The 24,459-nt window shown below is 29.0% G+C and carries 21 protein-coding genes and 1 other annotated feature; all 21 genes read right to left on the bottom strand.

The window, feature by feature from the left end; translation table 11 throughout:
• Position 1: 1 nt before the first annotated feature.
• On the bottom strand, positions 2–1,084 hold the full coding sequence (locus I2H23_RS07035; RefSeq protein ID WP_092924262.1) for a FecCD family ABC transporter permease: 1,083 nt from the start codon (positions 1,082–1,084) through the stop codon (positions 2–4).
• Positions 1,084–2,112, bottom strand: coding sequence for an ABC transporter substrate-binding protein (locus tag I2H23_RS07040; protein ID WP_195581372.1), 1,029 nt, complete (start codon positions 2,110–2,112; stop codon positions 1,084–1,086). The genes I2H23_RS07035 and I2H23_RS07040 overlap by 1 nt, the downstream gene beginning before the upstream one ends.
• Positions 2,113–2,640: 528 nt before the next feature.
• The gene (locus tag I2H23_RS07045; protein ID WP_195581373.1) at positions 2,641–4,329 is read right to left on the bottom strand and encodes an AbgT family transporter; all 1,689 of its coding nucleotides are present in this window, start codon (positions 4,327–4,329) and stop codon (positions 2,641–2,643) included.
• A gap of 568 nt (positions 4,330–4,897) precedes the next feature.
• Positions 4,898–8,005 carry an isoleucine--tRNA ligase gene (gene ileS, locus I2H23_RS07050; protein ID WP_195581374.1) on the bottom strand — a complete coding sequence of 1,036 codons (3,108 nt, stop codon included), beginning with the start codon at positions 8,003–8,005 and terminating at the stop codon, positions 4,898–4,900.
• A gap of 104 nt (positions 8,006–8,109) precedes the next feature.
• Positions 8,110–8,343: a binding site (T-box leader), on the bottom strand.
• A gap of 70 nt (positions 8,344–8,413) precedes the next feature.
• Entirely contained in the window at positions 8,414–8,941 is a 528-nt protein-coding gene (locus I2H23_RS07055) for a DivIVA domain-containing protein (RefSeq protein WP_166505891.1), read from the bottom strand.
• Between the two features lie 13 nt (positions 8,942–8,954).
• Positions 8,955–9,740 (bottom strand): YlmH family RNA-binding protein, encoded by a 786-nt coding sequence (locus I2H23_RS07060; RefSeq protein ID WP_166505892.1) that lies wholly within the window; start codon positions 9,738–9,740, stop codon positions 8,955–8,957.
• Positions 9,741–9,752: 12 nt separating this feature from the next.
• Positions 9,753–10,013 (bottom strand): YggT family protein, encoded by a 261-nt coding sequence (locus I2H23_RS07065; RefSeq protein ID WP_166505893.1) that lies wholly within the window; start codon positions 10,011–10,013, stop codon positions 9,753–9,755.
• 25 nt (positions 10,014–10,038) lie between these two features.
• On the bottom strand, positions 10,039–10,491 hold the full coding sequence (locus I2H23_RS07070) for a cell division protein SepF (RefSeq protein WP_092924241.1): 453 nt from the start codon (positions 10,489–10,491) through the stop codon (positions 10,039–10,041).
• A 47-nt stretch (positions 10,492–10,538) separates the two neighbouring features.
• Positions 10,539–11,240, bottom strand: a complete 702-nt coding sequence (locus I2H23_RS07075) for a YggS family pyridoxal phosphate-dependent enzyme (RefSeq protein WP_166505894.1) — start codon at positions 11,238–11,240, stop codon at positions 10,539–10,541.
• An 8-nt stretch (positions 11,241–11,248) separates the two neighbouring features.
• Positions 11,249–12,337 (bottom strand): HlyD family efflux transporter periplasmic adaptor subunit, encoded by a 1,089-nt coding sequence (locus I2H23_RS07080; RefSeq protein ID WP_166505895.1) that lies wholly within the window; start codon positions 12,335–12,337, stop codon positions 11,249–11,251.
• Between the two features lie 170 nt (positions 12,338–12,507).
• The gene (locus tag I2H23_RS07085; RefSeq protein ID WP_092924231.1) at positions 12,508–13,989 is read right to left on the bottom strand and encodes an alanine/glycine:cation symporter family protein; all 1,482 of its coding nucleotides are present in this window, start codon (positions 13,987–13,989) and stop codon (positions 12,508–12,510) included.
• A gap of 230 nt (positions 13,990–14,219) precedes the next feature.
• The gene (spoIVA, locus tag I2H23_RS07090) at positions 14,220–15,692 is read right to left on the bottom strand and encodes a stage IV sporulation protein A (protein WP_092924228.1); all 1,473 of its coding nucleotides are present in this window, start codon (positions 15,690–15,692) and stop codon (positions 14,220–14,222) included.
• Positions 15,693–15,824: 132 nt separating this feature from the next.
• The gene (locus I2H23_RS07095) at positions 15,825–16,847 is read right to left on the bottom strand and encodes an NAD(P)H-dependent glycerol-3-phosphate dehydrogenase (RefSeq protein WP_166505896.1); all 1,023 of its coding nucleotides are present in this window, start codon (positions 16,845–16,847) and stop codon (positions 15,825–15,827) included.
• Between the two features lie 24 nt (positions 16,848–16,871).
• A complete protein-coding gene (gene plsY, locus I2H23_RS07100) occupies positions 16,872–17,477 on the bottom strand; it encodes a glycerol-3-phosphate 1-O-acyltransferase PlsY (protein ID WP_166505897.1) in 606 nt (201 codons plus the stop codon).
• A 24-nt stretch (positions 17,478–17,501) separates the two neighbouring features.
• On the bottom strand, positions 17,502–18,830 hold the full coding sequence (gene der, locus I2H23_RS07105; RefSeq protein WP_195581375.1) for a ribosome biogenesis GTPase Der: 1,329 nt from the start codon (positions 18,828–18,830) through the stop codon (positions 17,502–17,504).
• 15 nt (positions 18,831–18,845) lie between these two features.
• Positions 18,846–20,174 carry a DUF512 domain-containing protein gene (locus tag I2H23_RS07110; RefSeq protein ID WP_092924216.1) on the bottom strand — a complete coding sequence of 443 codons (1,329 nt, stop codon included), beginning with the start codon at positions 20,172–20,174 and terminating at the stop codon, positions 18,846–18,848.
• 107 nt (positions 20,175–20,281) lie between these two features.
• On the bottom strand, positions 20,282–20,482 hold the full coding sequence (locus I2H23_RS07115) for a capping complex subunit for YIEGIA (protein WP_092924213.1): 201 nt from the start codon (positions 20,480–20,482) through the stop codon (positions 20,282–20,284).
• A gap of 1 nt (position 20,483) precedes the next feature.
• Positions 20,484–21,413: a YIEGIA family protein gene (locus tag I2H23_RS07120; RefSeq protein WP_195581376.1), complete on the bottom strand. Its 930-nt coding sequence runs from the start codon at positions 21,411–21,413 to the stop codon at positions 20,484–20,486.
• Positions 21,414–21,431: 18 nt separating this feature from the next.
• Positions 21,432–22,361, bottom strand: a complete 930-nt coding sequence (locus I2H23_RS07125) for a YIEGIA domain-containing protein (RefSeq protein ID WP_092924207.1) — start codon at positions 22,359–22,361, stop codon at positions 21,432–21,434.
• Positions 22,362–22,448: 87 nt separating this feature from the next.
• Positions 22,449–23,744, bottom strand: a complete 1,296-nt coding sequence (locus I2H23_RS07130) for a HAMP domain-containing sensor histidine kinase (RefSeq protein ID WP_195581377.1) — start codon at positions 23,742–23,744, stop codon at positions 22,449–22,451.
• A gap of 23 nt (positions 23,745–23,767) precedes the next feature.
• Positions 23,768–24,457, bottom strand: a complete 690-nt coding sequence (locus I2H23_RS07135) for a winged helix-turn-helix domain-containing protein (RefSeq protein WP_195581378.1) — start codon at positions 24,455–24,457, stop codon at positions 23,768–23,770.
• Between the last annotated feature and the right edge of the window lie 2 nt (positions 24,458–24,459).

The raw sequence follows: 24,459 nt of genomic DNA on the forward strand, positions 1-24,459 counted from the left end.
ATTATTCTTTTCCTCCAAATGAATAGTTTTTCTTAGATATTAAATACAAGAAGAACGGTCCTCCGACTAACGAAGTTATTATACCTATTGGTATTTCTATTGGTGGGAAAAGCCCCCTCGCGGCAATATCTGATGCTATTAAAAATATTGAACCTACTAATGCAGAAAGTACTATTAACTTTTTATGATCACTGCCAGCTATTGTTCTACATACATGAGGAACAACAAGTCCTATAAACCCAATAGCTCCTGTTATCGCAACTAAGGTAGATGTTAAAAACGTTGCTAATATAAGTATTATTGATTTTACAAGTTTTACATTTATACCAAGTATTATAGCGCTATCATCTCCAAGTAATAATATATCCAAAGACTTAGACATTAAAAAAGCTACTATCATTACTATTACTAGTGCTACAAATGGAATTAATAAAACATCCCATTTAGCTCCTCCTAAACTTCCAACAGTCCAGAAAAGTGCATTTTTAGCTTGGTTTGAGTTATCTGCTGAATATATAAGTAAATTAGTAAGCGCTGAAAATATTGTAGATATTGCCATACCAGTAAGTACTAATCTTGTTGTTGATGTTGTTTTTCCCATCTGCGTGCCTATTGCAAACACTAACACTCCTGAAATAATAGAACCTACAAATGCACCAGATGTTATACTATTTATTCCAATAGATGACACCCCTCCTAAAACAATAACAGCAACAGCTCCACATGATGCACCAGATGATATTCCTAATATATACGGTTCTGCTATAGGGTTTTTAGTTACACATTGCATTAATACTCCACATATTGCAAGACCAGCTCCACATATTGCTCCTAATAAAACTCGTGGAAATCTAATTTCCCATATTATATTATGGGTCATGACTTCTCCAACTCCACTAAATAACATTCCATTTGATAATTTGTTTAATAAAATTTTATATACCTCTCCAGGTTCTATATATGTACTTCCTATAGCTATTGCTCCGACTATTGTACCTGCTAATAATATTATTAAAGCTATAGTCCAAAATAAGAAACCTCTCTTTTTTGAAAGGTTTCTTGAGTTTTCTATACTAACTTGCATTATTTGTTTCCTTCAAAGAAATATCCATACATTTCTTCTATAAGCTTAGGATTTCTAACACCTGGAGATAAATCAGCTAATCCTACTACATATATTCTATCATTCTTTATTGCAGGTACATCTTTAAGTGCTGGATGATTCTTTAAGAAATCTATTTTTTCCTTAACTGGTTGACCAGCTAAGAAATCAGTTACTAATATAACTTCTGGGTTTTTAGCCACTATACTTTCCCAAGAAACATTTATGTATGGTTTATCTGCATCTTTTCCAAATATGTTATTTCCACCAGCTAATTCTATTAAGTTATTTGCAAGACCACTTCCTACTACCATAGCATCCTTTTCACCAGAATCATATACCATCATTTTTACTTTATCTTCTTCTTTTATATCTCCAACTTTATCAGTTACAGCTTTTATATCACTTTTCATTTTATTTACTACTTCATTTGCTTTATTTTCTACTCCAAATATTTTTCCTAATAATTCAAAGTCTTCATATACAGTTTCTACTGTTGCATCTGGATTATATGATTTTGCCATAAATGGAGTTATATCTTTTTTTATTAACTCATCTGGTGATCCTGTTGTTTGTTCATTTATAGATGAATCCCATCCACTAACAAAGTCTGCACCTGTTGCTATAAACCCTTCTTTAGATATAGAGTGTCCTTCTCCAACTTTAAGTTCTGGTATTTTATTATAAGCTTCTTCAAACTCTGGAAGTATTGGATTATCTAAAAGTGCTGTTCCTACCATTTTATCTCCTAAGTCTAATGCAAGTAACATCTCTGTCATAAATTGAGATAATGTAACTGCCTTTTGCCTTGGTTTTTCTACTTTGACATTATAATCTTTCGCTCCATCTGAGTATGTAAATTCTACTGGTGTGAAATTGCTTTCTGCTACTTGTGTTTCTGGCGTTTGACTAGTTTCTTTTTTATCTGACGAACATCCTACTACACTTAAACTTATTCCTGCTACCATTAATACTGCTAAAAATCTTTTTAAACTTTTGCTTTTTATCATTTTTATTTTCCCCCTAAGTATATTTTTTATATAAACACTATTGTTTAATTTAACATAAATTTACTAATTACATTACAAAAAGCCATGAGTTTTTACAAAGATATATCAAATAAATCTTTGTAATTTAAACCTTCATGGCTTTATTTTTATCAGTTATTTAATTTTTTATATCTAATGTTTTGTATCCTTATAATAGAATAGGTACTTCTGTACCTCTTTTAACTTATCTTACAGTTTAATTATATATTCTATTTTTTTTAACGTAAACACAATATTATTTTTCAGAAAATTTAGTTTTATACATCTTTTTATTATTATTTAGTTTTTTTTATATATTTTTACATTGTTTTTATCTTTTATATTCGATTAAAATATTTATTTTAATTCAATTTTTAATTTATATATTTAGTATTTTATAATTTTTTATAATTAATCAACCTAAAAACTTTAAGTAAATATAAGAAAGAGGTAAATTTAAGTATAACCTAATTTTACCCCTTTCTATAAAATATTATAATTTTAAACCCTTTATATAAATATTGCTGTTCCTGGTCCTATAGGTGCTCCTGCTAAAGCCCATATTATAGCAAATATAGTCCATCCTATTAAGAATGCTATAGCTATTGGCATCATTGTACTTATTAGGTTACCTACACCAAATTCTTTCTTATATTTTTGACCAAATACTACTATAACCCCTAAATAGCTCATTAATGGAGATATTACATTTGTTGAAGAGTCACCTATACGGTATATTAACTGAACACCTGCTGGAGTGAATCCCGCAACCATTAACATTGGAACAAATATTGGAGCAAGAAGTCCCCACTTAGATGAAGCTCCTCCCATGAATAAGTTAACAAATGCAGTTAAGAATATAAATGCAACCATTAACACAATATTCATAAACATACTACCTTCTGGTATTTTAGAAACTAAATTAGCTCCTAATGATGCAACATACACTCCTAAGTGAGAGTCGTTAAAGTAATTAATAAATTGAGCAACGAAGAATAATATAACTATTATTGGAGCCATATCTGCCATCGCTCTAACCATTGCTGGCACTATATCCGCTGCTTTTTTAAACTTACCTGATTTAAATCCGTATACTAATCCACTTACAGCGAATATAACGAACATTATCATTATAACCATATCACCTTTAAAGAATATAGAGTTTAAGAATCCATCTGCTGCAACTAAAGCTGCATTCCCTTCTGCATCTTTTCCCCATAACTCTACTGTAGTTGATAAGTCACCTACTAAAGGTATAGTGTTATTTTTATCTATTGGTAAAGCTGTTAATATTATTAAAGCAAATAATAATAACATTATTTTATTTGTAAATTTATAAGCACTTTTTTCTGCTTGAGTTATTTCATGTTCTGGCTCAACTTCAGCCTCTGCTTTATTATATTTTCCTAATCTTGGCTCAATATACTTATCTACAACTATAGTTCCTATTAATATTATTAAGAATGTAGATGCCATCATGAAGAACCAGTTACTTGTAACTGATAAAGTTCCTGCTAATTGAGTACCTGCCATAGCATCACCAGTCTCAGCTGCTGCTTGAGTAAATGGTAATAATAATGCATCTGTTGAACTAACAAATAAGTTTGCACTAAATCCTCCAGAAACCCCTGCAAATCCTGCTGCAAGACCTGCTATAGGATTTCTTCCTAATGTATAATACATTAATGCAGCAAGTGGTATTAATACAACATACCCTGCATCTGATGCCATATTAGACATAACCCCTAAGAATATTACAACTGGAGTAACTAATTTCATAGGCGTAGCTTGAACTATACTTTTCATTGCCATTGTTAAGTATCCACTTTGTTCCATAAGTCCTATTGCTAACATTATTATAAGTATAGTGCCTATTGCATACATGTTCATAAAATTAGCTATTGCAGTTCCTATAACATAAGAAAGACCATTTGAATATCTTTCTGCTACTTCTGTTCCTGTTGCCCCTACTTTTAACACCTCTATTGGTTTTTGCCCTAATAAATTGTTTATTGGGAAATCACCTAAAGGAGTTTTAGCTACTACCCCTAAACTTCCTAGTATTGCTGATAAAACTAAAACAAATGCTGCTATGTATATAAACATTAGCACTGGGTGTGGTAATTTGTTACCAAGCTTCTCTATTTTGTCCATGAAGCCTTGTTTTTGTTTCTTTTGCGATTTTACACTTACATCCATACTTTCCCTCCCTATTTTATATTCCATGATTACTTAACTTATTCTAACACATCACGACAACGATTTCATAATTTTTCTGAAACTTCTAATTTATTAATCTATTCTCTTATTTTCATTTTATTTTAAAATTTTTTTAATGATTTATACTTTAACTTTTAAAGCAGCTTTTAGTGTTTTTTTCTAACTTAATTTCATTTTTAATGTTTTTTTGTATATTTTTTAAATTTTTCTTAACTAATACTTATCTTTATATTTATATTATTAAATATTTTCAATTTCTTTTATATTATTAGAATTTTCAATATAATTTTATATTCTAAATTTAATAATATTTTTAATCTAATTAATTTCTAAAAAGCTTTTAATTAACTTTTATATAAAAAATTTGCTTCACTTATGCTGCCAACGACTTTGTCCGTTGCTAAGATTATTATTTTTTATATTTTTAAACCTATTGATATATCTTATTTTCATGAATTATCAATAGGTTTATGCTTAATATAATAATTTTCTTGTATGTAAAAAAGTACCTCTTAATGAAATACTTCATCAAGAGGTACTTTTTAAATTATTTCTTTATAACTTTTATTCCAGTCATATGGTCATTTAAATTATGACTTTCTAAAGTTTCATCTTCTACTCTATTTATTTCTACAGCTAATGTTTCTGATTTTATATATTCATCATAATTTTCTACAGCTTTAGCTATTTCATCATCTGAATTAAATTCTATAACTATGTTATCTAAAACATCAAAGTTATTAGATTTTCTTATTTGTTGTATCTTAGATATAAATTCTCTTGCATATCCTTCTTCTATTAACTGTGTTGTTAATGTTGTATCTAATATAACAAATAAGTTGTTTTCCATAGTTACATTAAATCCTTCTTTAGCTGATATGTTTATTAAAACATGGTCTTTGTTAAATTCAAAGTTTTCTCCGTTTATATCAACAGCAAAACTTTCACCATTTTCTAATTTAGGAACAACTTCATTTGGATTTAATTTATTTAATGCACCAGCAAAGAACTTCATGTTAGCACCAAGTATTGGTCCTAAAACTTTAAAGTTTGGTTTTAAGCTAAAGTTCATATATTCAGATAAATCTTTTGCAAATACAACTTCTTTAACGTTAAGTTCTTCTTTTATTAAGTCTACAACATCACTTATAGTAGCTTCAAACTTACCATCTACTAATACTTTTTGTATTGGTTGACGTACCTTTATTCTTGTAGCTTCTCTTGATGCTCTACCTAATGTAACTAGGTTTTTAACTAAGTCCATCTTCTCTTCTAATTCATTGTTTATTAAATCTAAATTAGCTTTTGGATACGTACTTAAATGTACTGAAACTTCATTAGTTAAGTTTCTGTATATTTCTTCTGATATATATGGAGTAAATGGAGCTATAAGCTTACAAAGCTCTGTTAATATTTCATAAGTTGTATTGTAAACTGATTTTTTATCTTCAGTTAATTCAGTCGCCCAGAATCTTCTTCTTGAACGTCTTATATACCAGTTAGATAAATCTTCGTTTATAAATTCTTGAATAGTTCTAACTGTTTTGTTTAATTCAAATATCTCTAAGTTTTCTTCTACTTCTTTCTTTAAGTTGTTAAACTTAGATAATATCCATCTATCTAATTCTGGTCTGTCTTTGTATTCTACAAAGAAGTCAGTTGGATTTATATTATCAGTATTTGCATATAAAGCAAAGAAGTTATATACATTTTTCATAGTTCCTAAGAACTTGCTTTGAACTTCTTTTAATCCATCAACATCAAATCTTGTTGGAGTCCATGGTGGAGATACGTATAATAAGTACCATCTTAAGGCATCTGCTCCATATTGGTCAAATAATTCAAATGGATTTACTGTATTTCCTCTAGACTTACTCATCTTCTTACCTTCTTTATCTAAAACAAGGTCATTAACTAAAACTCTCTTGTATGGAGCTTTCCCCATAACAAATGTTGATATAGCAAGTAATGAATAGAACCATCCTCTAGTTTGGTCTATACCTTCACAGATGAAATCTGCTGGGAATAATTCTTCAAAGTTTTCCTTGTTTTCAAATGGGTAATGATGTTGAGCAAATGGCATCGAACCACTGTCAAACCAACAGTCTATAACATCTGTTACTCTTGTCATAGGCTTACCACAGCACTCACATTTTAGATGTATATTATCAACATATGGTCTGTGAAGTTCTACTGTTTTAGGATCTACTTCTTCTATAGCTTTTTGAGCTAATTCTTCTCTTGAACCTACAGAATCTCTATGTCCGCATTCACACTTCCATACATTAAGTGGAGTACCCCAATATCTACTTCTTGATATAGCCCAGTCATTTAAGTTTTCTAACCAGTTTCCAAATCTACCTTCACCAACGAAGTTTGGATACCATTCAACTGTCTTATTGTTAGCTATTAATTGGTCTTTTAATTTTGTCATTTCTATATACCAGCTTGGCTTAGCATAGTATAAAAGTGGAGTTTGACACCTCCAGCAGTGAGGATAATTATGAGCTACTTTTTCTTTGCTAAATAATTTATTTTCACCGTGTAACCATTTTATTATTTCAACATCTACTCCATCTTCCATAACGAATTTTCCTTCCCATGGAGTAGTTGTAAATTTACCTGCTTCAGATACTGGTTGAAGTACTGGTAAATCATACTTTCTACCTAAGTTGTAGTCATCTTCACCAAATGCTGGTGCAGTATGTACTATACCTGTACCATCTTCAGTTGTAACGTAGTCTCCGCAAGTTAAGAAGAATGCTTTTTTATCAGCTTCAACAAAAGGCATTAATTGTTCATACTCTATGTATTCTAAATCTTTACCTTTCATTTCTTCTAATACTTCGTAGTCTTCACCTAAAACCTTGTTAGCTAAAGCCTTAGCTACATAATAAACTTCATCATTTTGCTTAACTTTTATGTAGTCTATTTCAGGACCTACTGTTAATGCAACGTTTGATGGTAATGTCCAAGGTGTAGTTGTCCATGCTAAGAAATACTCATCAGCATCTTTTCTTTTAAACTTAGCTATTACTGTATTATTTTTTATTTCTTTATATCCTTGTGCAACCTCATGAGATGCAAGACCAGTTCCACATCTTGGACAATATGGAAGTATCTTATGACCTTCGTATACATATCCTTCTTTGTTGAACTTGTTTAATATCCACCATACAGATTCTATATAGTTGTTATCTAAAGTTATATATGGATTATCTAAGTCTATTTCGTATGCCATTCTCTCAGTCATATCTCTCCACTGTTTTTCATAAGTGAAAACAGACTCTCTACACTTTTGATTAAATTTATCTATTCCGTAAGCTTCTATTTCTTGCTTATCAGATAAACCTAATTCCTTTTCTACTTGTATTTCAACAGGTAGACCATGTGTATCCCAACCAGCTTTTCTTTTTACTTGCTTTCCATTCATAGTTTGGTATCTACAAACAGAGTCTTTTAATGTTCTAGCTATAACATGGTGTATTCCTGGGTTTCCATTTGCTGTTGGAGGACCTTCATAGAATACGAAACTTGGATCATTTTTCCCTTTTTCTAAAGTTTTCTCAAGTATGTTTATATCATTCCAATACTTAGAAACTTCTGCTTCTGCTTGCTTTACAGAAGAGTCAACTAATGACTTAAACTTTGACATAGTATCACCCTTTCATATTAATTGTTATCTAAATTTTGTTAGAATATTTAAACCTAACTAATTTACATTTTAATTTTTTGTATTAAAAAACTCGTCCCCCTAAAACAAGGGACGAGTATTAATCGCGTTACCACCCTAATTCTATACATATATAAAATATACTTTACTTATGTATAGCACTTAAATAGTATAACGGCACTTTACCGGCACAGCTTAATCAAATACTTTTTCAGCCTGCAGCTTCGGAGTGATTTTCCACTTTATAAATTTATTGGTTCTCAGCAACCCAACTCTCTGTAAAATTATCTAAAGCTTACTGTCTCCATCATAGCTTTTATTTATATTTTTGTTTATAATATGAGATTTTATAACAAATCGTCAAAATAGTCAATTACTTTTTATTTTATATTAATCTAATGTAGCTGCTGCCTCTTTTTCTATTGGCATATCAAATAATGTTGTCTCAAAAGCTCTCATATCATTTTCATCAACATTATAGAATATTTCATCTATACTTCTTATTTCATCTTCTAGTAAAGATTTAAATTTATTTCTAAATACTTTAAATTCTTTTACCATTTCATTATATTCTTTTCTTATTTCTATTACTTGATTATTAGCTTGTTCAATTATTTGTCTTGCTTTTAAATCAGCTTCTTCTACTATTATCTTAGCTTTTTTATTTGCAGCAGTACAAGTATCTTCTGCAACACTTTCAGCTCTTATAAGTGTAGCTTTTAATGTTTCTTCTATATTTTCATATTTGTTTATTTGATCTTGATATAATCTTACTTTTTCTTTAAGGTCTGAATTTTCTCTACATAGATGTTCATAATCTTCCTTAACTGCATCTAAAAATTCATCAACCTCTTCTTCTCTGTATCCTCTTATTCCTTTTTTAAATTCCTTATTTTCTATTTCTATTGGAGTAAGCATGCTTTTCTCCCTCCTATATTATTAACTTAGCACAAACTTTTATTCTGCCTTTTTTAGTAATATCTCCTATTTTAGATATTACTGCCCTACCTTTACCTCTAACTGATATTAGTGAATTATTTTCTATTTCTTTAGATGCAGATGTTATCTTTTCATAATTAACAAAAACTCTTTCTGCATTTATGTATTTTAAACTTTCTTGTCTTGATATATTATATAATCCACTTATAATACAATCTAGCCTACTTGATGATACTGTAAATGATATATCTTTATAATTTAATGAGCTTTCTATTATATCTTCTCTTGATATTTCATACACTGAAACACTATTTGTCGAAACTTTTTGTAAGTTCATAATTATAAAATCACATATATCACAACTTACAATTATTTGGCAAAAGCTATCGTGTATAATAATATCTCCTATCATCTCTCTTTTTATACCAAGACCCATAAGAGACCCTAAATAGTCCTTATGTGATATGCTTTTAAACTTAAAATTACCTTCTACTTGTATAAATTTAAGGTTATCATCTATATCTTCATATTCCATATAAAATGGATATATAAATATTTTACTTCTTTCAGCCTCTTTATGTCCACCATCAACAGAGTATTTTAAATCACTATAAGAATTCAAAATAGCAATAGCATTTTTGATTTCATAAGGATTTAAAAATTCCGTTTGTCTTACATCATAATTTTTCATTGTGGCATTAGCTTTATCTATAACCTTAAACATTTTATTTTTTAATTCTATATCCTTAATATGATTAGTTAGTTTTAGCCTGTCCACTATTATCTCCTCTTAATAGAACACGATTAGTGCCACCCTCTTTAGTAACATTAATACTAATATTGCTATCATTGGTGAAAAATCTACCGGTCCACTATTGTACTTATACATTATAGACCTTATAGGACCTTCTATTGGTTCTGTTATATTATTTAATATATAGTATAACTTACTTCCCATCCCATTAGGAAACCAAGACATTAAACTCTTTATAATTATTATCCAAGATAATATATCAAATAGATAATATAAAGCCAATCCTATAGTACTCATTATTTAACCCCTTTACTTTTATATTTTATTTATTATTTTGCCAAGGGAAAAGTGTCTTACTATTTTCTAATTCCTTTTTCAGATTTGCATCTATATCTACATTATTTGGTGCAAGTATAAATATAGCTTTAGATACTTTTTGTATACTTCCCTCTAAAACATATACAGCTCCATTCATAAAGTCAAATATAGACTTCTTAGCAACTGGATCTTTTAAATTTTCTAAGTTAACTATTACAGTTCTCTTACTCTTTAAATGATCCGCTATAGTTGTAACTTCATCGTATTTTTTAGGTTCTACTATTACAACCTTCATTTGAGTGTTAGTATGTAACTTTACTATGTTAGTATTTTTTATAGCTGTTCCAATTTCTGGTTCCATATCTAGTTCATCTTCAATTATTTCTTCTTCTTCGATATAATCTTCATCTTCCTCTATAAACCAATTTTTAAACTTAGTTATCATATTATCTCCCATTATTGACTTCCTCCTTATTTATTAATCAAATTTTAAATTCATATAATCTACTTATCGTAATTTCTGGCTCCAAATATAGAGGTTCCAACTCTAACTATATTAGACCCTTCCTCTATTGCTATTTCATAATCATTGCTCATTCCCATAGATAAATATTCCATAGAAACATTGTTTATATTTAACTTATCAATTTCTACAGCTAATTCCTTTAATCCTCTAAATACTTTTCTAACTTCATCTTTATTTTCTGTAAAAGGCGCCATAGTCATAAGACCTTTAATTTTTATATTATTATAATTATTTGCTACTTCTTTTATAAAATCTATAGCACCTTCTTTATATATACCATGCTTGCTTTCTTCTTTTGATATATTTATTTGTACTAAACAATTTATAGTCTTATCTATTTTTTCTGCCCTTTTTTGTATTTCTTCACATAAAGCTATTCTATCTAAAGAGTGTATCATATAAACCTTATCTATTATATACTTTACCTTATTAGTTTGTAAACTTCCTATTAAATGCCAATTTACTTTATCGCCTATAACTTCATACTTTCTAGCTAGTTCTTGTGGCTTATTTTCTCCAACATCTTTAACTCCATTTTCTATAGCTTCTAAAACCTTATCTACATCTACAGTCTTAGTTACTGCTAATAAAGTTACTTCATCAATTTTTCTATTAGAAACATTACAACTATTTTTAATTTTTTCTCTTACCATATCTAAATTTTCTTTTACGCTTGACACTTTATCACCTACTTTATTTTTATTTTCTTATTTATAATATTTGGGTTTAATACAACCTCATCATGCAATGCAATCACTTTTTCTTTATCGCTACTATCATTTTTTACGAATATATAATCATCAGCTTCATAGGCAACATCACTTAATTCAACAAATTCCATATTGTTAGTTTGCTGATTTAATATATATACCCCTTTTTTCTTGTCTACTGATTTTATAGATTTCTTTGGTATCTTAAAACCTTCTATATGCTTATATATTATATCAAATTCTTCTACTCTTGTATCATAAATTCCTATATTTTGGCTAGTTATTTTTAGTATTACTATGATATCATCATTATCTTTTTTAACCTTATTGACCTTACCATCTAATATTTCTTCATTAAAAGATATTTCAATCTTATTACCTACTTCAAAATATTTCCTATATTTTTCTTCTATACATACTGCTATATATACATCATTTGGATTAACTATTTTAAATACTGGATCATTTTCTTTAATTTTTTTATCATTTGAATTTATATCTGTATAGTTATTATTAGTATTCTCTATATCATCTTTGGTTAAATAATCTATACTATCTGTATTATACTTTCCTTCATTTTCATCTATTTTATAAGATATTACTCCTGATATATCAGCTTTTACATAAGATGTAGAACTTTTTGCCTTTTTTTCTAGAATTGCTTTTTTATTTTTACTATTTTCTAACTGATTAGCTGTGATATGTTTTAATGTACTATTATCTTGACTATCTATTTGTTCCTTTAACTTATTTATTTCTTTGTCTAAGTTTTCTATATCTGAATTTATTTTTTCTATATCTATATCCTTATATATATATCCTATATTTTCTGATTTTTGTACTTTTTCACCTTCTTCATGTAGATTTTTAAACGTTCCATCTGCATTTGATACAATTACACTCTCATCTTTTATTACAAGCCCTTTTGTATTAATTTTTAGCTCCATATCTTCTAATTCAACGGCCATAGTCCTGGTATTTTCACCTATTAAAAATATACTAATTTGAAATACAAAATATATAGCTATTCCTAGTATTAGTATTTTAGATATTTTCTTATTTTTCATACTTTTCCCCCTTTAAATCTAGGTACTTTATTAATTCTTCAAATAATATTATATTTCCTTTTATTGTGGTGATTCTAAATCTTAAATATTTGCTTGTATATTTAATTTTGCTTACAATCTAATAAATAAAAAAAAGTGTAGGCTATTAATTTATATAGCCTACACTTTTTTTATTTATTAGATTCCTTTTTAACTTTTTCTTCCCAGAAATCAGCATTCTTTATCCCAAGTTTTATTGGATCAAATGTTCTTTCTTCTCTTGGTATTCCTGCTTTCATTTGTTCTTCATAATCTTTGAAACACTTCATGGCTACATTTGATAATAAAAGTATAGCTATTATATTTAACCAAGCCATACTTCCAACACCTATATCCCCCATAGTCCATGCAAGAGATGCTGTCTTTACACAACCAAATGCAACTGCTCCTAATAATATAACTCTAAGTATATTTATAAATAACTTAGTTGTTTTTCCTTTAAATATTCTCTTACTTATATATATAATATTAACTTCTGCTATATAGTAGTATGCCATTATAGTCGTAAAGGCAAAGAAGAATAATGCTATAGATACAAAGGCTGACCCAAATCCTGGTATCAACGAGTCTACTGCTGTTTGAGTATATATAGGTCCTATCTCAACTCCTGGTAAATTCTCAACAATCATAGCTCCATTTACTCCATGAACGTTATAGCTTCCTGTCATAAGTATCATAAATCCTGTTGCTGAACATACAAATAAAGTATCTACATATACTGAAAATGCTTGAACTAAACCTTGCTTAGCTGGATGACTTACTTCAGCTGCTGCTGCTGCTTGTGGCCCAGTTCCTTGACCTGCTTCATTTGAATAAACTCCACGTTTTACTCCCCAAGCTATTGTTGAACCTATTATTCCTGCAAATGCTTGCTCTGCTCCAAATGCAGACTTAAATACTAACTCTATAATACTTGGTAATTGTTCTATATTAACAGCTATTATTACAAGAGACATTAATATATAAATCCCTCCCATAAATGGAACTATTAATTCTGCTGCAGAACTTATTCTTTTTATTCCACCAAATATTATAAGTGCTAGTAATATAACTAGGACTACAGTTATTATCATTGGGTCTATCTTAAAAGCATTATTTACTGCTACTGTTATAGAGTTAGATTGAACACCAGGTAGTAATAATCCTGTTGCTAATACTGTTGCTAATGCAAATAATATGCCGTACCATTTAGAAAACTTAGTATTTCCAAGTCCCTTTTCAATATAGTATGCTGGTCCTCCACGATATAATCCATCATGTTCTTCTTTATAAACTTGGGCTAATGTAGATTCTGCAAATGCTGATCCTGCACCTAAAAATGCTATTGCCCACATCCAAAATAGTGCTCCTGGTCCTCCCATTGCTATAGCCGTCGCTACCCCTGCTATATTACCGGTACCTATACGCCCTGCTAGCGCTGTACATAGAGCTTGAAATGATGAAATACCCTGAGCTGATTTTTCTCCTTTAAATAATAAGGCTACCATTTCTTTAAGGTGTCTTATTTGAGAGAATTTGGTTCTAAAAGAAAAATAAATACCTGAACCTAAACATAAAAATACTAACCAGTTACTCCAAATAATATCATTTATTGCATAAACAATACGCTCCATAACATACCCCCTTTTTTAATATATATTCTATAAATTTTTTGATTTAATAGATTATATTATTAATTTTGGATATATGTTCTTTAAATTTCAAGTATTTTCTGACAATTTAAAAAATTATCATATAATCATTTTAACTTTATTATAAGCTTATATAAGAATAGGAAAGGTTTTTAACCTTTCCTACGTTTAAATATTATCTTAATTAGCCATCTAATTTTTATCAGTGTATTTTATAATAATATAGTTATTATATTACTACTTCCTTCATTTATTATCTTTTGTAAAGTTTTTTGTATCTTAACTCTTATTTCTTCAGGCATTGTATATAGCTTACTTTGTAATTGTTCCTTAACTAAATCATGTAAAGATTTTCCAAACATATTTGATGACCATATTTCATTAGGATTTTGTTCAAATTCCTCTTGCATATATTTTATCATCTCTTCGCCTTGATTTTGGCTTCCAACTATAGGTGCTATCTCTGTAGATATATCAGCTTTTATTATATGAAGTGACGGTGCATTTGCTCTTAATTTTACTCCATATTGTTTTCCTTGTTTTATTATTTCTGGTTCCTCTAAGCTTAATTCTTCTAAAGATGGCGCTACAACTCCATAGCCTTTTGTTTTTGCATCTATTAAAGCAGATTCTATCTTGTCATATTCATTTTTAACTCTAGATAACTTAGTTACTAAGCTAAGCAGTTGATGGTCTCCATCTATTTTAAATCCACTCTTTTCTTCTAATACATTGTAGAATAAATCTTGCTTAGCAGATAAATCTATACTTATAACACCTTCTCCAAGTTCAACATTATCAACTGATGTATCTTCTAAGAATTCTAACTCTGAAAATCCTGCTACAATACTATCTATATCTCTTATCTTTCCAATTTCTTCTATACTTTGCTTTAATGTGAATATTATATTATTTTTTATCCAATGATTTCTCTCTAATCCTTCTATCCATTGAGGTAAATTTATTCTTATTTCATTTAATGGAAAATCATAAAGTACTGTTTCCATAACGCTCTCTATATCTTCTTCATCCATAGCTAATACATTTAATGGTACTATAGGAGCTTCATACTTTTCTTCTAATTCAGATCTTAATAATTCTATATCTTCACTGTATGGATCAAGTGTATTTAATACAATAGCAAAAGGCTTATTTAAAGACTTTAACTCATTTATAACTCTTTCTTCTGCTTGTAAATAACTCTTTCTATCTATACCTGTTACTGAACCATCTGTTATAACTACTATACCTAATGTTGAATGATCTCTTATAACTTTTTTAGTTCCTATCTCTGCTGCTTGCTCAAATGTCATAGCTTCTTGTGACCATGGCGTTGATACTAATCTTTGTTTACCATCTTCTTCATGTCCTAAAGCTCCATCTACTATGTACCCAACACAATCAACCATTCTAACTTTTAAATTTACAGTATCTCTAACCTTTATCTCCACTCCATCTGCTGGAACAAATTTTGGTTCTACTGTCATTATTGTCTTACCTGAACCACTTTGAGGTATTTCATCCTTTGTTCTTTCCTTTTTAAATTCATTTTCTATATTCGGTATTACTAACTTTTCCATAAACTTTCTTATAAATGTAGATTTACCCGTTCTAACAGGACCTACTACACCTATATATATATCTCCTTGAGTCCTCTTAGCTATGTCTTCATATATGTTATTCATTAATTTTCCCCTCCTGCATATAGTTTCTTAATAAAGTATATTTTTATTTGTCCCCTATTATTACTAATAATTTCTAAATTTATATATAAATCATGCTTGTCATTTTTAATTTTTAAAATAAAAAAGCTAGGATTAAAATCCTAGCTTATCTTCCACTACTTCTTCTATTTCATGTGTTTTGTTTCTCATCATTAAATCTGCTACTACTTCATTTGGATTTGCACCTTCGTGAAGTACAGAATATATTGCACTTGTAATTGGCATATCTATACCTAGCTTTTTAGAAACATCATAAGCAACTTCTGTAGCAGTTATACCTTCTACTACCATTTTAACTTCAGCAAGAGTTTCTTCTAAACTTTTTCCTTGCCCTATAAGAATTCCTGCTCTTCTATTTCTACTATGCATACTTGTACAAGTAACTATTAAATCACCTATACCTGATAGTCCTGAGAAAGTAGATAAATTAGCACCCATTTTAACTCCTAATCTTCCTATTTCTCTTATACCTCTAGTCATAAGTGCAGCTTTTGCATTATCTCCATATCCTAAACCATCACATATACCTGCACCAAATGCAATTATATTTTTAAGAGCTCCACCAAGTTCAACTCCTACTATGTCAGGGTTAGTATACACTCTAAATTTAGGTGTCATAAACATATCTTGAACTATTTGAGCCACTTCTAAATTTTCTGATGCAACTACTACTGTAGTAGGTATATCTCTTGCAACTTCTTCTGCATGAGATGGACCTGATAAAGTTACATAAGGATTATTTGGAAGCTCCTCAGCTACAACCTCTGATAGTCTAAGCCCAGTTCCTCTTTCTAATCCTTTTGCAACATCTACTACTATTTGTTCATCTTTTACAAATGGCTTTAGGCTACTTGAAACACTTCTTATAGCTTGAGAAGGTACTGCTAATACTATAATTTTACTGTCTAGTACTGCTTCTTCTAAAGATGTTGTAAGTGTTATGTTATTTGGGAATAAAACCCCTGGTAAATAATCTATATTTTCTTTTGTCTTATTTATTTTATCAGCTTGTTCTTGACTTAAAGTCCATATGCTTACTTCATAGCCTTTTTTAGCTAGTACTAAACCTAATGCACTTCCCCAACTTCCAGCTCCTAAAATACATACTTTTTCCATTAAAAACACCACCTAGATACTATTTTATTTTTTTTCTCCAATTTTTCTTTCTGTTTTATTTATAAGTCTTTTTATATTTTCTCTATGAGTATATATAACTGATAGAGTTAAAAATAATGTAACTAGTACACCTTTTGTATTTTGACTAAATATCATTATTACTGGAGAAAGTGATATACTAAGTACTGATCCTAGTGATACGTATTTAGTTATATAAACTATTATTAAAAATACTAAAAAGCAGCTTAAGGCCATTATAGGATTAACTGCTATCATAGAACCTAAAGATGTAGCAACTCCTTTTCCACCTTTAAATCCTAAAAATGCTGGCCAGTTATGACCACTAACAACTCCTACAACAGCTATATACTTAGCTGTAAGTGGGTCTAGTCCAATATATTTAGCAATTATACCTGCTAATAATACGGCTATTATTCCTTTTAATAAGTCTCCTACAAATGTCATAAGACCTGCCTTTTTTCCAAGAGTTCTAAGTACATTAGTAGAACCTGCATTTCCCGATCCCTGAGTTCTTATGTCCACTCCTGCTAATCTTCTAGCAATAATATATGATGTTGATATATTTCCTAAAAGATAAGCAATTATAAAAATTATTAAATAGTTAAGCATACTAATCCCCCTTAAGTAATTTTATTACCTTCTTTTTTCTCTGTATTCAAAGTGTATAGGAGTTCCTTCAAATCCAAAGTTCTCTCTTATCTTATTTTCAAGATATCTTTGATATGAGAAGTGAGTTAACTGCTTGTCATTTATAAATAACGTAAACTTAGGTGGCTTAACTCCTGTTTGAGAACCATAGTATATTTTTAATCTCTTTCCTTTGTCTGATGGTGGTTGATTTAACATTACAGCTTCACCTATTACATCGTTTAATGCTGATGTTGATACTCTCTTAGCATTTTCGTTTGCTACAAATTCTGCAGTTTCTAATATTTTATTCATTCTTTGATTAGTTTTAGCAGAAACAAATAGCACTGGTGCATACATCATAAATGGGAACTTTTCTCTTATTTCTTTTGTGTAATTTCCTAAAGTCTTGTTGTCTTTTTCTATTAAGTCCCACTTATTAACAACGAATATACATCCTTTACCTTCATCATGTGCTATACCTGCAACTTTTGTATCTTGTTCAGTTATACCTTCTGCTGCATCTATTACTATCATTACAACATCTGCTCTATCTACTGCTGCCATAGATCTTATAACACTATATTTTTCTACTGTTTCATATATCTTACTTTTCTTTCTTATACCTGCCGTATCTATAAGCATGAACTGTTGTCCATCTCTTTCTAGATAAGTATCTACAGCATCTCTAGTAGTTCCAGCTATTGGACTTACTATAACTCTTTCTTCTCCTAACATCTTGTTAACTATAGAACTCTTTCCTGCATTAGGCTTTCCTGTTATAGCTATCTTTATTATATCTTCGTCATACTCTGTATTTAATCCTTTAGGGAAAAATGCTATTACTTCATCTAGTAAGTCTCCAAGTCCCATTCCATTAGCACTAGATATTGCAAATGGAGTTCCTAATCCTAATTCATAAAAGTCATATATGTTATCAAATTGATTTATATTATCTATTTTGTTAACTACTAATATAACTGGTTTACTAGTCTTTCTAAGTATTTGTGCAACTTCTTTATCTGCTGCTGTAAGTCCTGCCTTTCCATCAACTACAAACATTATAATGTGAGCCATGTCCATAGCAAGCATTGCTTGATTTCTCATTTTAGATAGTATTATATCTCCATTATCTGGCTCTATACCACCTGTATCTATTAATGTGAAGTATCTGTCTAACCACTCAACTTCAGTGAATATTCTATCTCTAGTTACTCCTGGAGTATCTTCTACTATAGATATTCTTTTTCCTGCTAGTTTATTAAATAATGTTGATTTACCAACATTAGGTCTTCCTACTACTGCAACTATCGGTCTATTATTGCTATTGCTCATAATAATCTCCCTTCTCTACTTTAATATTTTATCAACAAAGTCTTTACCTTCATTTAAGCAAGGTATTACTTCAATTCCCATTTTATTGTTTAATTCTTCTAAAGTTATATTATCTAAGAATATATCTTCATCTGCTTTTAGCATACTTCTTGGTATATAAAGAGTCTCTCCTAAATCTATACCTTTTAATTGATCCATTATATCTGTTGCTGTTATAAGTCCAGAAACAGTTATTGTCTCTCCAAAGAAATTATTTATTATCTTATAAACGTTAATCTCCATATTAGGACACTTATCCATTATTTCTTTTGCCATTTTACATATAAATTCATATGCAGAATGCCCTGTTGCTATAGAAACTTTCTTTTTTATATTTATCTTTTCTTCAGATAAAGTAGTTAGTTGATCTTGTATTTCTCTTTCAAGCTTACTAATCATTCCTACTCCATTTTCAAATTGTATAAATCCTTCATATTCATCATAGTCTAATAATTTTTTATTAGCCATTACATAAAATTCATCTGATAAGAATATAAATCTTGTTCCTAATTCCTTTAGATATTTTTCATGTAATTTTTCAACTTGTTCTATAGTCTCTCTTGCAGTTTTCTCGTTAAATATCTCTAAGTTAGGTAAATGATCCCTATGCTTAGTTATACCTACTGGAACTGCTGCTGCACTATTTACATATGGATATAATTTAGATAAATCAGATACTGTTCTTTCTAATTCTTCTTTATCATTATATCCAGGACATAAAACTATTTGACAGTTCATTTGTATCTGTGCATCTGCTAATCTTTTCATTATATCATATAATTTACCTGCAAACTTATTTTTTATCATCTTCTGTCTAAGTTCTGGGTTTGTAGTATGAACTGATATATTTATTGGACTTATTCTGTATCTTATTATTTTATCTATATCTTCTTCACTCATATTTGTAAGAGTTACAAAGTTACCTTGTAAAAATGATAATCTTGAGTCATCATCTTTAAAATAAAGAGTTTCTCTCATTCCTTTTGGAAGTTGATCTATAAAGCAAAATACACATTTATTTCTACAACTTTTAGCTTTGTCTATTATAGGGTTAGAAAATTCTATACCTAAATCATCATCATATTCTTTTTCTATCTCATATACATATATTTCACCATTTATTTTTTGTATCTCAACTTCTAAGTATTCATCACTTAATAAAAATCTATATTCTATTATATCTTGTATTGGTTGGCCATTTATAGAAATAAGTATGTCTCCTACCTCTATTCCTAGTTCCTCTGCAATACTATTATTATAAACTTTGCTAACTACGTTATTCATTTTCTTTACGTTTACTTCCATGAACTTTCACCACTTTTCTCCATATGATTACATCGTTTTATAATACCACGGTTTGCTGAAATTAGTCAATATTTGCAATAAGTTAAAAGGTACCCTAAAAGGTACCTTTAATGTTTAACTACGATTAATGTTCCATTTGTCATATCATGAACCATTCCTCCAACGCTCTTTGCCATAAGCATTGCTTTATGTTGAAGATCTTTATCATCCTCTGCATAAAATATAGGACATCCTCCACCAAATTTCATATTTTTATCTGTAGTTATTACTGCTAATGTATATTCTGTTAAACCCATATTTTCTCCCATATTATACACTTCCTTTCTCGCCTATTTTATAATTAATAGATAGATTTCTACCTTTTGAACTAGATAATATCGGACAAGACCTAACAGCCTCTAATACTTTTTCTACATCTCTCTCTATTGGTACATAAGCTATCATTATACTTTGTTTCTTAGGATGTCTTCTTGGAAGAGGTACAAATGCCGGTTCATTATCATCTCTAAAAAGTCCTACTCTTGAATATATATTATATACTATAGCTTGCCTTTGTCCTGCATCGTATAATACACTTGCATTTATATAATTGTTGTCTTTTGGTATAATTTCTATACCTATTCCATTTTCTAAATATCTTTGTCTATCACTTTCAAGACCTACATTTGTTATTCCCTTTAAATCTCCTACTTGAAGAATTGATTCATCAACAAATTTTATTTCTACTTGTCGAACATCTGCTATGTCTTCAATAGACTTTCTTTTTAATAATTTTTTAAGTATTATAGCTAATATAAGTCCAAATACCCCACTTATAAGTAAGCTACTATTTTGAGATATATTAAATTCTTTTATCATAAAATGATACAAAGATATAGTTGAAAAAGATGTTACTATACACATATAATTTCTTACTTCATATGTTCTTGCTATTTCTTCTATAAACGCACTTCCTCTTTTAACTAATTGAATATCTTCTAAGTTTTGAAGTGTATTTCTTCTACTTTCTCTTACTTTTCTAAACTGTTCTGCTGCCAATGATAAAAATGTAATTGATGTATATGACTTCTCTAGTAAAGCAGGAACAACTAATGCTCCTAATGCTGAAGCTACAAATGCTAACACAAGTTGTGTTAAAAGCACGTTTGGTTGTGTAGGGTATTGTTTTTTATCTACATTTAACATTATTAACCTAGATAGCACACCTATTGATAAGGCCACTACAAATGCTGTATCCATAATACCACCTCTTTATTTTTATATAGTTTTTTTGTAATCACTATTTTTGCCTTTTGCTGTTTCTATAATAGGAGTACTTCTTGCTATTTCAATCATAGTTTCTATATCCTTCATTATTGGAATAAAAGGTATTACTACTGAACGTTTATCAAAATCTGTTTCTGATATAGTTAATATGTCTTTTTCATCTACATCTTTATCTACACCCATATGAATAAATATATTATGTATTATAGCTTGTCTTTGTCCTATATCACTTACTATACCAAAATCACCTAAGCTTTTAGGAATTATTTCTATTGCCAATCCTTCATTTAAATATCTATTTCTAGTATCTTCTAAACCTATGTTCCCTATATAAACTCCATTTACTTTAAGAACTGATTTATCAAAATGAATCTTAGCTTCTCTAACTTCTGCTACATCTGCTATACTATCTCTTCTTAAATATCTTCTTATTATAAGCCCTATAATTCCAGCACCTATAGCTGCTGCTATCGTTGATACTAAAAATCCATATAATAAATAGTTATTAAATAGTATAAATAAGCCTGATGCCATTAATGATGATAGTAAACTTATATAACATCTAGATTCATAAGTCGAAGCTATCTCTTCTACATAAGCTGATCCTTTTGGCACTATCTCTGCTTCGTCAATATTTTTTAAGGTTATTCTTTCTTGCTCTGCCAGGCCTTGAAATTGTTGTATTGCTATTGCAAAAAATGTTAGTGCAGAGAATTCATTTTCTAAAAGAGCCGGAAGGGCTATTGCTCCTAAAAATGCAGCTAGTGCTGATGTTATTATTTGTTCTAGATAATCCTGAGGCCTTCTTGGATATTGTTTATCTACAACCCTAAGAACTAATGCTCTGCATAATATACCTAGAATAGATGCTACCATAAACGAATGTCTAAAAACACCTTCCCTTAATACACTCTCTTCCATCATATCAACTCCTTTGTTTTTACAACTATTGTTCCTAATTTAAAATATCATGATAATAGTTTGTGCAAAAACAAAAAAAAATTTCCTTTATTTAAAGGAAATTTTCTCAGGTATATTAACTACGAATTCACTACCATGTCTTAATTCACTTTTTACTTCTATTGTTCCACCTAAAGACTTAACTATATGCTTTATTATAGCAAGACCTAAACCTGTACCGCCTACTTCTTTACTTCTTGCTTTATCAACTCTATAAAATCTCTCAAATATACGATTTATATCTTCTTTAGGTATACCTATACCTTCATCTTTTACTTTTATTATGATTTTATCTTGTTTTGTACCTACACTTACCTTTACTGTCTTACCTTGATTTTCTGGAGTATACTTTATTGCATTATCTATTAGATTTAAAAATACTTGTTTTATATAATCTCTATTTGCAAATACTACAATCGATTTATCATCAAACTCATAAGTTAAGTTTATATTTTTAGATTTTGCTATATAATTAGTCATTTCATATACTTCTAAAAAGACATTATATAAGGATACACCTTCGTAAACTATCTTTTCATTATTTTCGATAAATGAAAGTAATAATATATCATCAATCAATCTTTTTAATCTATCTGATTCAGTTTCGATTATACTTAAAAATCGATTTCTAGTTTGTACATCAATATTTTCATTTAGTCTTAAGGTCTCTACAAAACCACTTATTGATGTTAAAGGTGTTTTTAATTCATGGCTAACATTTGCTACAAAATCACTTCTCATATGTTCTAATTTAACTTTTTCAGTTATATCTTGTATATTTATTATAGAACCTATTATTATGTGCTTTATACTTTCAAGATATATTGGGTCTATGCTAACCTTATATACTAAATCATCATTAATTTTTAGTTCATCGGTTTTATTTTGCTTCCAACCTTTAAACGTATTTATTTCTTCTAATAACTTTTCTTCTTTTATTACATTTTTTATATTTTTTCCTTCTACCAATATACCATTATCACATTTTAACATTCTTTTAGCTTCTTCATTTATAAGCATTATATTTCCATCTATATCTATAGCCAAAATTCCATGAGATATACTTTTTAGTATAGAAGTTTTTTGTAAATTGCTATAGTCCAAATCACTTATGGTTTTGTCCATTATTTCTATCATTTCATTAAAGTTTCTGCTTAGTTCACCTAAATCACCTTTAGCTGTACTACTTATTCTTGAATGAAATTCTTTATTACTTATTTTTTTAGAAACATATATGAATTCTTCTAAATACTTTCTTAATCTTAAAGTATATCGTATTGATAATATAGAGATTATTATAGATATTAATAAAATAGAATACCCTAGTGTACTTAACTGTTCCATGTTGTTATCTCCTAAGTTATATTTTAATCAATTTTATATCCAACACCTCTAATTGTCTGAATATACTTGTCCGATTCATTTTCACTTTCAATTTTTTTTCTAAGATATCTTATATGAACATCTACTGTTCTTGTCTCACCATAATACTCATATCCCCATATTTTATCTAATAAATAATTTCTAGAAAGAACCTTTCCTTTATTTTCTAGTAAAAGTTTTAATAATTCAAATTCCTTAAGAGTAAGTTCTATTTTTTCGCTTCCTTTATATACCTCATGTTTACTTAAATCAACTTTTAAGTCTCCAGTAGATAATGTAGATTCTTTAGCCTTTACTTTTATATTACACCTCCTAAGTACAGTACCTATTCTAGCAAGTAGTTCTTTTATACTAAATGGCTTTGTCATATAATCATCAGCACCAAATTCAAGCCCTTCTACTTTATCATTTTCCATATTTTTAGCAGTAAGCATTATAACTGGCGTATTAGCTAATTCTTTGTCACTTCTTATCTTTCTAAGTACATCAATACCACTTATATTAGGTAACATCCAGTCTAATAATATTAAATCAGGCTTTAATTCTCTTGCCTTTATATATCCATCTATTCCGTCGTATGCATAGTCAACTTCATAATTTGACATTTCTAAATTGAACTTTAAAAGCTCTACTATATGCATTTCATCATCTATAACAAGTACTTTTACTTTCATGG

The organism is Romboutsia sp. BSD2780061687b_171204_C1 (assembly GCF_015560225.1).
GTDB lineage: Bacteria > Bacillota > Clostridia > Peptostreptococcales > Peptostreptococcaceae > Romboutsia_C > Romboutsia_C hominis.